General features: G+C 64.6%; 13 protein-coding genes. 5 read left to right on the top strand and 8 right to left on the bottom strand.

Translation table 11 applies throughout. The features are described from left to right. From AC57BR_RS09730 to AC57BR_RS09720, 3 genes are read right to left on the bottom strand one after another with little or no spacing between them, the layout of a single operon-like run. Nucleotides 1–1,080 carry an amidohydrolase family protein gene (locus tag AC57BR_RS09730; protein ID WP_496359948.1) on the bottom strand — a complete coding sequence of 360 codons (1,080 nt, stop codon included), beginning with the start codon at nt 1,078–1,080 and terminating at the stop codon, nt 1–3. A 20-nt stretch (nt 1,081–1,100) separates the two neighbouring features. Further along, nucleotides 1,101–1,970 (bottom strand): HpcH/HpaI aldolase family protein, encoded by an 870-nt coding sequence (locus AC57BR_RS09725; RefSeq protein WP_496359946.1) that lies wholly within the window; start codon nt 1,968–1,970, stop codon nt 1,101–1,103. Then, nucleotides 1,970–2,533 (bottom strand): SRPBCC family protein, encoded by a 564-nt coding sequence (locus tag AC57BR_RS09720; protein WP_496359944.1) that lies wholly within the window; start codon nt 2,531–2,533, stop codon nt 1,970–1,972. The genes AC57BR_RS09725 and AC57BR_RS09720 overlap by 1 nt, the downstream gene beginning before the upstream one ends. 284 nt (nt 2,534–2,817) lie before the next feature. On the opposite strand from AC57BR_RS09720, the gene AC57BR_RS09715 reads away from it, so the two are divergent. The 3 genes from AC57BR_RS09715 to AC57BR_RS09705 are packed head-to-tail and all read left to right on the top strand — an operon-like array spanning nt 2,818 to nt 5,430. Beyond that, a complete protein-coding gene (locus AC57BR_RS09715) occupies nt 2,818–3,786 on the top strand; it encodes a substrate-binding domain-containing protein (RefSeq protein ID WP_496359942.1) in 969 nt (322 codons plus the stop codon). A gap of 26 nt (nt 3,787–3,812) precedes the next feature. Continuing rightward, entirely contained in the window at nt 3,813–4,667 is an 855-nt protein-coding gene (locus AC57BR_RS09710) for an amidohydrolase family protein (protein ID WP_496359940.1), read from the top strand. A gap of 37 nt (nt 4,668–4,704) precedes the next feature. Continuing rightward, complete coding sequence (locus AC57BR_RS09705) at nt 4,705–5,430, top strand: GntR family transcriptional regulator (RefSeq protein ID WP_496359938.1); 726 nt, start codon at nt 4,705–4,707, stop codon at nt 5,428–5,430. Between the two features lie 78 nt (nt 5,431–5,508). On the opposite strand, the gene AC57BR_RS09700 is transcribed toward AC57BR_RS09705, so the two are convergent. The 5 genes from AC57BR_RS09700 to AC57BR_RS09680 form a co-directional block, all read right to left on the bottom strand. After that, nucleotides 5,509–5,784 (bottom strand): hypothetical protein, encoded by a 276-nt coding sequence (locus AC57BR_RS09700; protein ID WP_496359936.1) that lies wholly within the window; start codon nt 5,782–5,784, stop codon nt 5,509–5,511. Nucleotides 5,785–5,983: 199 nt separating this feature from the next. Beyond that, complete coding sequence (locus tag AC57BR_RS09695) at nt 5,984–6,388, bottom strand: universal stress protein (protein WP_003800481.1); 405 nt, start codon at nt 6,386–6,388, stop codon at nt 5,984–5,986. Further along, nucleotides 6,385–7,917 carry a tripartite tricarboxylate transporter permease gene (locus tag AC57BR_RS09690; RefSeq protein WP_496359934.1) on the bottom strand — a complete coding sequence of 511 codons (1,533 nt, stop codon included), beginning with the start codon at nt 7,915–7,917 and terminating at the stop codon, nt 6,385–6,387. The genes AC57BR_RS09695 and AC57BR_RS09690 overlap by 4 nt, the downstream gene beginning before the upstream one ends. A 9-nt stretch (nt 7,918–7,926) precedes the next feature. Further along, nucleotides 7,927–8,514, bottom strand: a complete 588-nt coding sequence (locus tag AC57BR_RS09685; protein WP_496359932.1) for a tripartite tricarboxylate transporter TctB family protein — start codon at nt 8,512–8,514, stop codon at nt 7,927–7,929. Between the two features lie 5 nt (nt 8,515–8,519). After that, complete coding sequence (locus AC57BR_RS09680; RefSeq protein WP_496359930.1) at nt 8,520–9,521, bottom strand: Bug family tripartite tricarboxylate transporter substrate binding protein; 1,002 nt, start codon at nt 9,519–9,521, stop codon at nt 8,520–8,522. A 145-nt stretch (nt 9,522–9,666) separates the two neighbouring features. Between AC57BR_RS09680 and AC57BR_RS09675 the strand changes: the two genes are divergently transcribed. Both AC57BR_RS09675 and kdgD read left to right on the top strand, forming a co-directional pair. Further along, nucleotides 9,667–10,551 carry a LysR family transcriptional regulator gene (locus tag AC57BR_RS09675; RefSeq protein ID WP_496359928.1) on the top strand — a complete coding sequence of 295 codons (885 nt, stop codon included), beginning with the start codon at nt 9,667–9,669 and terminating at the stop codon, nt 10,549–10,551. 147 nt (nt 10,552–10,698) lie between these two features. Beyond that, complete coding sequence (kdgD, locus tag AC57BR_RS09670; protein ID WP_496359926.1) at nt 10,699–11,613, top strand: 5-dehydro-4-deoxyglucarate dehydratase; 915 nt, start codon at nt 10,699–10,701, stop codon at nt 11,611–11,613. Nucleotides 11,614–11,651: the final 38 nt, after the last annotated feature.

Here is an 11,651-nt window from a genome sequence, read left to right as displayed (position 1 = left end):
TCAGTTCGCTGCCGTCGCGGTGGCGTCAACCGGAACGCCGGTCGTGGGCAGGATTTGGCCTCGTTCCTCAAGTCGCTGGCGCAGCCGCGGGAACACAGCCAGGGCGTTGGTTGCAGCGATGGCCTCCCGGTGCGATGGTGCGGCGAAGTCCAGAGAATCCAGCAGGAAGCGGGTGTCGTCATAGCGGTGGCCGGAAGCCGGATCCACTCCTCGGACGGCCCCGAGCATCTCGGACGCGAACAGGATGTTCTTCGAGGGCACGGTGTCAACCAGGAGCTGGAGACCACGGGCGCCGTAGACGCAGGTGTCGAAGTACAGGTTGTCGCCGATGATGTCGATCAGGTCGCCGCGGCCCTGGTCCTGCATGACGCCCTGATAGCGGCCCCAGTGGTACGGCACTGCGCCGCCGCCGTGGGGCAGGATCAGCTTCAGATCGGGGAAGTCCCGGAACAGGTCGGACTGGCACAGCTGCATGAACGCGGTGGTGTCGCCGTTGAGGTAGTGGGCGCAGGTTCCGTGCACGGCAGGGTTGGCGGACATCGAGGAATGCACCATGGCCGGCACGCCGAGTTCCACCATGGCCTCATACAGCGGGTAGTAGTAGCGGTCCGTTATCGGCGGAGCCTGCCAGTAACCGTCCGAATGGTCCGGGTTCAGGTTGCAGCCGACGAAGCCGAGCTCCTCGACGCATCGGCGCAGTTCCTCGACACAGACTTCAATGTCGCCGACGGGTGACTGCGGCAGCTGGCACACGTTGGCGAAGCTGTCCGGAAACAGGACCGAGGCCCGGTGGACCGTGTCGTTGCTCAGCCTGCTCCACGTCAGGCTGGTCTCCTGATCCCCGTAGTGGTGAGCCATCTTGCCGGCGATGGGAGACAGCAGTGCCAGGTCGATGCCGTGCTGTGCCTGCAGTGCCAGCTGCCCCTCGGTGAGTGCGGCGGCGATCTCGTCGTCCGAGATTTCCAGGTCGTCGGCGGAGAGGTGGCGGCCGTGTTCTTCGATCTCCACGATCTGGCGGTCGCGCCAGGTCTTCAGGGCGTCGGGAACAGTGGTGAAATGCGCGTGTATGTCGATGTACATGGTCTCTTCTGATCTCCTGGTTATCGGATGCCGGCGGTTTCGGCCACGGCCGTGAGGTTTCGTCCGCGGACGAGGCCGGGGTAGGTCACGACGGGGGCGGTCATCAGGAACTGGTATCCCTTCTCCAGGACCTCGTCGATGTTCCTCTCGGTCACGTGCGGGTGCCCGACGGGGACTCCCCTGGCATTGCAGATCTCCACAACCCGGTCGCGGTGGGCCTGCACGGTGGGGTGCTCGAACTGGCGCGGTACGCCAAGTTCCTGGCTCAGGTCGCCTTCCCCTACGAGGATCAAACCAACGCCGGGGACCTGTTCAAGGATGGTGTCGAGGTTTTCAACGGCCCGGACGCTCTCGATCATGAGGCCGACCAGGATCTCCCCCTTTGGTGCCAGCGGCCAGACGTCCGCACGCTCGTAGTACTCATTCACGGGCACGCCCCAGTAACGCGCGGCCCAGGCGGGGCTGTCGCCGCGCAGGCCGAAAGGTTCACGGCTCTCGTCCTGGTGGATGCTGGGGTAGCGGCACGCCGCCACGGCGTTGCGGGCATCCCCCACAGTGTCGACATGGGGCCACACGATGCCGTACGCCCCCAGATCAAGGGCCTGCTTGGCGTGCCACTGCGACCTTTCCCCGCCGTTAGGCGGAATCCTGACCAAGGGGGTGGTCCCTGGCGCCAGGGTGTCAGCTTCGAACACCTGCCGGCGGTCAAGCAGGTACTGCATGGAGTCCTTGAGCTGAGGCACGTCCCAGGGCTTGTGCTCAGCCTCAAACAGGAGCGCGTCGTAGCCGGCATCGCGGACCGCGACCGCTCCGGCGGGGTCGGGCGAGGCGAAGGTGGCGAAGACGCGTTCGCCCTTTTCAAACTTGTCGATGATGCGGTTAAGTCTCATCAGTTCCGACTTCCTTCCGCAGAGCTTCCGACGCGTGCACCGGCGCCCCTGAACAGGTTCCCAAGACGCGGTTTCCGCTCGGCATCGGTTTCCTGGACGCTTTCGCTGTTCGGATCGAGCTGGGCACATGTGCTGATGAGGCTGTCGGTGAACGACTTGGTCATTCGGTCGACAACAATTGAGGCGCCAGTCGTAATCAGCGAAGCGAGCGCTCCCCCGATGTCGATCTGACCGTCAAGGATGACCACCGATCCATCTGCATCGGGCTGGACGCTGTAGTCGGCATGGCCCTGAACGCGGGTTGAACCGCGGCTGTCGCTGCCTTTCGCCTCAAGCCGCCCGGTCCGGGCGCCCTCATCAAGGACCAGGTTTGCCCGGGCTTTGAACGAGACTTTGATGGCTGCGAAGCGGACGGCCATCAGTGCATCAAAGCTGCCGTCGTCATGGAATTCGCCCAAGCGGGAGCCGTCGATGCATGCCACCACTTTGTGGGGATCGGAGAGAACGCTCCAGACAATGTCAGGCGGATGGGGAACTGATACGCGCTGGGTGATGGTGATCAAGAAAGGCTCCGGTTCAGTCGTTGGTCCTTGTCAGCGGCCAGGTCTGCCGTCAGTGGCGGAGGGTGGGCTTGAGAAGCGACCGTGAGTCGTTTTGTATAACAACATTGACGGTACCACTCGGTTAGCCAGCTTGTGAAGGGGCTCACGCTTTGTTGCCAAAAAAGCAAAAAATCGGCTTAATACCGCGGATTCCGTGACTACAACAAGGATTAGCGAAGGACTCTGGCGCTCATCAGCCAGCGTGCTACAGTGAATGCATTGTCCAACAATCAATGGAGGTCTTGGTGGAACATCTAACCGTCGCCTTGGGCGACTATCCTCATTCAGCGGCCGTTCTCGACGGCCGCGCGACCGTCGAGGGCTACGTGGTCAAGCCGATCGAGGTCAAGCCGATCATCGCGGCCTATCGCAGGATGATCCGCGACCTGGAGTTCGACGTTTGCGAACTGGCCCCGGTTTCGTACCTGATGGCCCGGGAAGCCGGGGTACCGGTCACCGCGATCCCTGTCTTCCTCAACCGCCGGTTCCATCACGGTGACCTGCAATGCGCGCCGGGATCCGGCGTCGTGGTTCCAACCGATCTTGAGGGCCGCCGCGTTGGCGTGCGCGCATACTCAGTGAGCACCGGCGTGTGGGGCCGCGGCATTCTGCACGAGGACTACGGTGTGGATTTGAATTCGATCACGTGGGTCATCGACGACGATGACCACGTCGAAGGCAAGGTGCCCTCCAATGTGGAACGAGTCACGGATGGGCGGTCGCTGGGTTCACTGCTCCTTGCCGGCGAGGTGGACGCCGCATTCACCGGCAACGCGGGCACCGGACGGGCGGGCGCACCGACTGCCGGCTGGGAATCGGCGACACCTGCAACCGAGACCGGCGAGACTTACCCTCTGTTCCCGGACAGCGACATCATTGAGCGGGATTCATACCTTCGCACGGGCATCTATCCGCTGCACTCGGTGATTGTTGTCCGCAATGAACTTGTCGAAAAGGATCCCAGTCTGCCGACAAAGCTCTACGCCGCATTCGCGCAAAGCAAGCAACTCCATCTGGATGAGGACCCCACGTGGACTGCGCTGCCGCGCCTGGCGAAGCAGGGACGCATGATCGGCGCGGACCCGATCCCGTACGGACTCGAAAGCAACAAAGCGAGCATCGAAGCGCTGCAGCGCTTCAGCCGGGACCAGGGCCTCATTGACGGACACCCGGGCGACCCGATCTTCGCACCCGGCACCTACGCCGACTGCTGAACAACCACAATTCAAGAAGGAGACACATGGACATCGTCGACAGCCACTGCCATATCCTCGCGTCCGACACGGACACATACCCTCGGGCGCCGCTGGGCGGTCACCAGTCAGTGTGGGCCAGCGAACGCCCCGTCACCGCGGAACAGCTCCTCCAGCGCATGGACGACACCGGCATCGCCCAGGCCGTCCTCGTGCAGGCCACAACCGCCTACGGCTATGACAACAGCTACGTTCTCGACTCGGCAGCCCGCTGGCCCGACAGATTCGTTGCAGTCGGAACATTCGATCCGTTGGAGGCCGATGCAAGTAGGCGGCTGCGCACTGGCGTCGAACGCGGCTTGGCCGGGGTTCGGCTGTTTACCACCGGCAGCACGGTTTCCGAGCAGGGCATGTGGTTCGCTGACGAAGCGACGGACGAATTTTGGGCGGCAGCAAGCCAGGAACAGGTCCCAGTCTGCCTGCAGCTCCGGCTCGGTGACGACACCGCCCCCGTCCTCAAAGACCTGCTCTCGCGCCATTCGAACGCCACTATCCTCCTGGACCACTGCGGGTACCCGGACGTCCGCACTTCCCCCACGAAAGCCGCCAACGACCTCACGGCGCTGGCAGGGCATTCCGGGCTTCACCTGAAGCTGACCCACCGCACGCTGGAGGGCCTTGACGACATCGGGGAACGGGCACGGGACTTCCTGGACCCCGTAATCGAGGCGTTTGGCGCGAACAGGATCGCCTGGGGCTCGAACTGCCCGGCAGCCGAACAGCCCTTGGATGAGTTGCGCGCACTGGCGGAACGGGTCTTGAGTCTGGTGTCCGCGGACAATCGCTCTGGCATTTTCAGTGGCACCACCCGGCGTCTTTACCCCGCTTTGGGCACGACCTGATACATTCGCCATGTGTAGCACGGAAGGGTCACAGCACATGAGTGAGCTAACATCGGTCACCGCTGACCTGGCCTCCACCCGGTCCAACCAGGCCTATGAGGATCTGCGGAACCTCATCATTTCGGGGCATTTCAAACCGAACGTTCGCCTGACCGACGCGGAGTTGACCACGCTGTTGGACGTCTCGCGTGGAACCGTCCGCTCTGTCACCGCCCGGCTGGTGTCGGAGGGCTACCTCACCAGCGAACCCCACCGCGGCGTGCGGACACGGATATTCACTGTGGAAGAAGCGGTGGAAATCCTCGAGGCCCGCGAGATCCTGGAATCGGCATTGGCAGCCAAGGCCGCCGAGCGTGCCACCGACCAGGAGCTCGATGAGCTCGCGGCGATCTGCGAACAGATGGGCTCAGCGGAGTACGACCGCCAAGAAGCTGAGTACTCCAGGTTGAACCGTCAGTTCCACAAGTTGGTCCGCGATGCTGCCCGGCAGCCCACCTTGTCGGGCTTCACGGACCAGTTGCTGTATGCGCTCGTCATGCGGCAGTACCGAAGCCTGACCCGCAAGCACCCGCGGCGGGATGCGCTCAATGAGCACCGGGCCATCCTGTACGCACTGCAGACGCGGAACGGGGAAGCCGCCAGCGCGACCATGCGTCATCACGTCGCTTCCGCGCGCCGGGCATTGCTTTCCAACACCGCGGCGGCATCAGAGGCCGAAGGCCCGGACATGGGCGACGAGGCCAGCACCCAGGCTTCTGCCTGATCGGCCTTCCCTCGCCCCGTGGGGCGGGTGAAGACCGAAAAATCCAACCTCCCGCGACTCCAGGGAATGCAGATCCTTTTATCGCTCGATGCTGACTGTGAGATCCAGGTGGATGTCCGTGTCAGCGGCGAGGCGGTCCTGGAGGTAGCGGGCGAGACCCGCGTCGGTGGCCGTGTGAACGCTCTGCGGGATCGCTCCGCGGAGGAGAGCCTTGGTGTTGGTGGACTTGACCACGTCCAACGGCGCCCAGCCACGGTGGGTGGAGGTGAGCCGTTCCAGGTCGGTGCGGAAGGAGCGCCGGTGGTCGTCACGGACCGCGGCGCACATGGTGAACGGGATGAAGGCAGTAGGCAAAATGTCCTTTCACGAGGCCGCCGGTGGTCGATGGCCCGATTAGGACAAGGGCCCTGCGGTCGCCGTTATTCCTTTGAAGCAGGTTAAGAGTCGGACGTCACCGCAGGGTGATCCTGACCGGGCTTTGGCGTGTAGCTGAGGCGGGCCGGAATCCCGAACGGGAGCCCGGCCCGCCTCTTACCAAGCGGTGCATGGGGAACTAAAACTGGCCGCCGTCGGCCTTCACGGCCAGAACGGGACGGTCAGCCTGCATCAGGATGCGCTGGGCGTGGCTGCCCAGGATGAACTTGCCCACCTGCGTGCGGTGCCGCAGCCCGATGACGATCAGGGAGGCGTTTTCCTCCCGTGCGACGTCGAGGAACTCATCGGCCAGGTCATGCTGGTAGGGCGGTTGAATCACCCTGGCCGTCACGCCGGCATCCGCTGCCTGCCGGGAGGCGTTGGCCAGGACGTCGTCCGGCGCCACCGACTTGTCCACCAGGGCGCCTTCACGGGCGGAGTTAACGATCACCAGATCCTGGTTGCGGAGGCGGGCCTCCGCGATGCCTGCCGCGAGGGCAGCCTCCCCCGCGGGGGTGGGGACGAATCCGACGATGATGCTCATACCTTCTCCTTGATTTCTGTGGCGGCGGTGCCCGCGGGGACTGTGGCCTTGCGCTTGGCCAGCGCGGAGCGGATGCCCGGGAGCGCGGCCACAACAACGAACACGATGAGGAGCGTGGCGGAGATGGGCCGGCTGAAGAAGCCCAGGGGGTCGCCGCCGAATACCAGCAGTGCGCGGCGGAGGGAGCTCTCCAGCAGGGAGCCCAGCACGAATGCCAGCACCAGCGGACCGGGCTCGAAGCCGAATTTCTTCATCAGGTAGCCCACGATCCCGAAGACCACCACGAGCGTCACGTCGAACATGCTGTTGTTGATCGTGTACGCGCCGAGCAGGGTGATCAGCGCCGTGACGGGCGCCAGGATGGCGGCGCGCACGCGGAGGATCTTCACGAAGATACCCACCAGCGGCAGGCTCATGATCAGCAGCAGGATGTTGCCGATGTACATGGAGTTCACCACGCCCCAGAACAGTCCCGGGTCCTGCTCCACGAGCTGCGGGCCCGGGGTGACGCCCTGGATCAGCAGCGCACCGAACATCAGCGCCATGGTGGCGTTGGCCGGGATGCCGAGCGTCAGCAGCGGAATGAACGAGGACGTCGCCGCAGCGTTGTTGGCGGTCTCCGGACCGGCCACGCCCTCCGGCGCGCCCTTGCCGAAGCGCTCCGGCTGCTTGGCCCGCTTCTTTTCCATGGCGTAGGAGGCCATCGAAGCGATGGTGGCACCGCCGCCGGGCAGGATGCCCAGGAAGAAGCCGAGGACCGAGCCGCGTCCGATGGCGCCGGACGCCTGCTTCAGGTCACCCCGGGAGGGCCAGACATTTGCGACGGCGGAGGGCGCCTTTGCGGCGCGGTGGCGCTCCTCAAGGTTGTAGAGGATCTCGCCGAGGCCGAAGATGCCCATGGCGATCGGCACGAAGTCGATGCCGTCGGCCAGTTCCAGGCTGCCGAAGGTAAACCGGTTTTCACCCGTGAAGATGTCCCGGCCAACCGTTGCCAGCAGCAGGCCGAGGGCGGCCGCGATGAGTGCCTTGGTCTTGGAACCGCTGCTTATGGTGGCCACCAGCAGGATGCCCAGCAGCGCCAGGGCGGTGTACTCGGCGGGACCGAAGTCCAGGGCGAAGCTCGCCACGATCGGAGCCAGGAACGTCAGGCCGATGATGGCTGCGGTTCCGCCGATGAACGAGCCGATGGACGCCAGGCCCAGGGCCGTGCCGGCCCGTCCCTGTTTGGCCATCTGGTAGCCGTCGAACACGGTCACCACGGAGGATGCTTCACCGGGCAGCCGCAGCAGCACCGAGGTGATGGTGCCGCCATACTGGGCGCCGTAGAAGATGCCGGCCAGCATGATGATGGCGGTGACGGGCTCAACGTTGTAGGTGAGCGGGAGCAGGATGGCGATGGTTGCCGCGGGCCCCAGACCGGGCAATACACCGATCAGCATGCCGATGACGACGCCGATCAGGCAGTACAGGAGGTTCATTGGCTCCAGGACGACTGCAAATCCGTTGATCACGGGATTCAGGAAATCCACGGTGGTCTCCTAGAAGAGGTGGGGGATGGAAGTGTTGAGCGCCGTCACGAAGATGCCGTAGAAAGCTGCCACGACGACGGCGCTGACCAGGAGCGTGGAGCGCCAGGTTTCGCCGCCGAGGAAGCGCATCCAGATGATGCACAGCACCAGGGCCGGCAGTTCAAAGCCGGCAATCGGCATGAGGGCCACCATGGCGGCCAGGGTGACCAGCCCGGTCAGCGGGGCCACTGACATGCGGGTGAACTTCTCCGCATCCCGGTTGCGCCGGCCCATGATCAGCTGGAACAGCCCGAGGACCACCATGACGCAGCTGATTATGAACGGCCACAGGCCCGGTTGGGGTGCGGACGGTGTGCCCAGGCCCATGGCAACGGACAGGACCACCGCTCCGATGCCGACGCCGATGACCACCAGGGAAGACCCCACGTTGGCCAGCGCGCCGGCCGTCGGCGGCTTTTCTTCCTCCCACTGGGCTGCCAGCTGCTCGGGCGTCAGGTCGTCGGGCTCGGCGTCGGGAAGATCATTGGTGCCGTTCCCGGCGGAGGAAACAGCGCTGGAGCTGTTCCCGCCGCCGGATACCGGTGATGCTGCCTGCACTGGAATCACTTGTTCCCGGCAAGGCTGATGCTGTACTTCTCCACCAGGGCCTTGTACTTGGCTGCGTAGTCCTTCCACTGGGTGACTACTTCAGCACCGGAGATTTCCTTCGGGGTCAGCATGTTCTTCTTGTTGAACTCCTTGTATGCGTCCGACTTCAGGGTGTCCTGGATGGCGGCGAGGAGCTTGTCCTTGACTTCCTGCGGGGTTCCCTTGGGAGCGGCGATGGCGCGGTACTGGGCCACCGGGACGTCATAGCCGGATTCCTTGGCGGTGGGTGTGTCCGGCAGGAAGGAGTTGCGCGCCTCCGAGAAGACGAGCAGCGGTGACACCTTGCCGGCCTCGATCTGCGGCATGGCCTCGCCAAGCTGGATGGTGGCCAGTTCCACCTGGTTGCCCAGGACGGCGGTCAGTGCTGGCTTGCCGCTGTCGAAGGGAACATCCGTGCCTTTCACGTTGGCCTGCTTGAACAGAACGGTCTGGGCGAGCTGGCTGCCGGTGCCCACGCCGGTGGTGCCGTAGGTGACGTTGCGGCCGGCCGAGGTCACGTCCTTGATGGACTTGAAGCCGGACTTTTCGCTGGCAACGAGCACGTAGTCGTCCTGGGACAGACCGGTGATGATGTCAAAGTCATCGATGTTGACGGCCTCGTCCTGGGTCACGGCCAGCGGCGTGATGGTGATCAGGGAGGCGTTGATGAGCAGCAGGTTCTGGCCGTCCGCCGGCTTTCCTGCCACCTCCTTGCTGGCAAGTGCGCCGTTGGCGCCCGGCTTGTTGACCACGGGCATCGGTGCGCCAAGGGTCTTGGCCGCGCCCTCGGAGATGGCCCGCGCGATGAGGTCGGTGCTGCCGCCGGGAGCCTGGCCGACGGTGAGGTTGACCGGGCCGTTGGGGTACTTTGATGAGTCGCTGCTGCCGCCGGAAACGTTGCCGCATGCCGTCAGGGCCAGCAGGGTGATGGCGGACGCCGCTCCGAGAATGGCGCGGCGGTTGGGGAAGTGCATCATTGAAACTCCTCGTTTGCACTGCGGGCTGCCTCAGCCCGTAGGTGGTGTGAACCGGGTCACTGCCCGTTCGCTAGGTAGAGTGTAGGGAGACGCTATGATGCATGTCTAAGCCCAAATATGCATCGAGTAATACCGGGAGGGCATCGTGTTTACCTTCGACCAGCTGACAGGGTTCATCGCCGTGGCCGAGGAACTCCACTTCGGCAGGGCCGCCGAGCGCCTCAACATGACCCAGCCTCCGCTCAGCCGCCAGATACAGAAGCTGGAGAAGACCGTGGGGGCCGAACTCCTCCAGCGGGACAACCGGCGGGTCGAGTTGACCGCCGCGGGACGCGCCTTCCTTGACGAGGCCCGCAGGCTCATGGCCCTCGCCAGCAGGGCCCCCGTCACCGCACGGCGCATCGCCTCCGGCCGGCAAGGCCACCTCCGCATCGGTTTTACCGCCGCGAGCGGCTTCAGCATCCTCGGTCCTCTCCTGGAGGAGATCGGTGCAATCGTGCCCGACGTGGACATCGACCTACAGGAGCTGGTCACCGGCGAGCAGATCCAGGGCCTGCTCACCGGCGAACTGGACCTGGGCCTGGCCCGCCCGCCTTTTGATACGGAAGTCTTCGACTCCCACCTGCTGTACCGTGAGTCGATGGTGCTGGCGGTTCCCGCATCGCATCCCCTTGCTGGCCTCAAGCGGGACATTGAGAACGAGGACCTCAAGGACGAGCCGCTCATCATGCACTCCCCCACGCAGGCCAGGTACTTCTACGACCTCGTGGTCCGTCTGCACGCTATCCGGCATGAAAACGTGGTGCACACCGTGAGCCAGATCCTCACCATGGTCTCGCTCGTGGCCGCCAAGCGCGGCGTGGCCTTCGTGCCGCATTCGGCAACTGCGCTGGGGATCCGCGGGGTTTCGTTCCTGCAACTGGCCAGCGGGGAAGAAGAACCGGTGGAGCTGCATGCCATCTGGAACCGCGACGCCAAGAACCCGGCGTTGGTGCGCCTGCTGCGCGACCTGGAGTTCGCGGCCAATTGACCTCCCCTTACTTCGAGGGCTCAATGCATCGAGGGTATCAATGGATACAAAAAAGCACTTGGACAGGCATGGACGGGTCTCCCTACGCTGACAGGGAAGCACCACCCAGCCCCCGCCGCCCCCGGCGCCAACTTCAAGGACCATCCCGTGGCAAAGTACTCACCCCAGGAACTCGCAAACATCCTCAAGGAAGGGCTGCTCTCCTTCCCCGTGACCTCCTTCGATGCAGAGCTGCAGTTCGACGAGGAGAACTACCGCAAGCACCTGGCATGGCAGGCCAGCTACCCCGTTGCCGGCCTCTTCGCCGCCGGCGGCACGGGTGAGGGGTTCTCCCTCACCCCGGCCGAGTCAGCCCGCGTGGTTCGCGCCGCCGTCGAGGAAGTCGGCAGCACCGTTCCCGTTCTGGCCTCCGCCGGCGGCTCCACGGCCCAGGCCATCGAAAACGCCCAGGCTGCCGAGGCCGCAGGCGCCGAGGGCATCCTGCTTCTGCCGCCGTACCTGACCGAAGCCGACCAGGGCGGCCTGACCGAGCACGTCAGCGCCATCTGCAGCGCCACGTCGCTGGGTGTCATCATCTACAACCGCGCCAACGCCATCTACAAGGACACCACCGTGGCCACCCTGGCCGACCGGCACGAGAACCTGATCGGCTTCAAGGACGGCGTGGGCGACCTCGAGCACGATGCCCGCGTCTACGCCAAGCTCGGCGACCGCCTCTTCTACCTCGGCGGCCTCCCCACGGCAGAGACCTTCGCCCTGCCGCTCCTGCAGCTGGGCATGAGCACCTACTCCAGCGCCATGTACAACTTCGTTCCGCAGTTCGCACTCGACTTCTACCAGGACGTCCGCAACAACGACCGCGTGGCCGTCAACCAGAAGCTCAACGACTTCGTCATTCCGTATCTGGACATCCGTGACCGTGTGAAGGGCTACGCTGTCTCCATCGTCAAGGGTGGCCTCGACGCGATCGGCCGCTCCGCCGGCGGCGTCCGTCCCCCGCTGCAGAACCTGGCACCGCAGGACCTGGCCGACCTCAAGGCGCTCATCGCCAAGGTCTCCTAGTTGCCGGCCGTTTAGCCAAACCCACCTTTACCCAGGAG

It is taken from the genome of Arthrobacter sp. BGA-UO-ETr-C19 (assembly GCF_059568005.1).
Note: the sequence above shows the minus strand (reverse complement) of the source record. Positions and strands in the feature narration are given on the sequence as shown.

Coding starts and splice junctions, on each gene's coding strand:
- AC57BR_RS09730 (WP_496359948.1), bottom strand. CDS start 1,080: ATGTACATCGACATACACGCGCATTTCACCACTGTTCCCGACGCCCTG.
- AC57BR_RS09695 (WP_003800481.1), bottom strand. CDS start 6,388: ATGAGCATCATCGTCGGATTCGTCCCCACCCCCGCGGGGGAGGCTGCC.
- AC57BR_RS09725 (WP_496359946.1), bottom strand. CDS start 1,970: ATGAGACTTAACCGCATCATCGACAAGTTTGAAAAGGGCGAACGCGTC.
- AC57BR_RS09680 (WP_496359930.1), bottom strand. CDS start 9,521: ATGATGCACTTCCCCAACCGCCGCGCCATTCTCGGAGCGGCGTCCGCC.
- AC57BR_RS09705 (WP_496359938.1), top strand. CDS start 4,705: ATGAGTGAGCTAACATCGGTCACCGCTGACCTGGCCTCCACCCGGTCC.
- AC57BR_RS09710 (WP_496359940.1), top strand. CDS start 3,813: ATGGACATCGTCGACAGCCACTGCCATATCCTCGCGTCCGACACGGAC.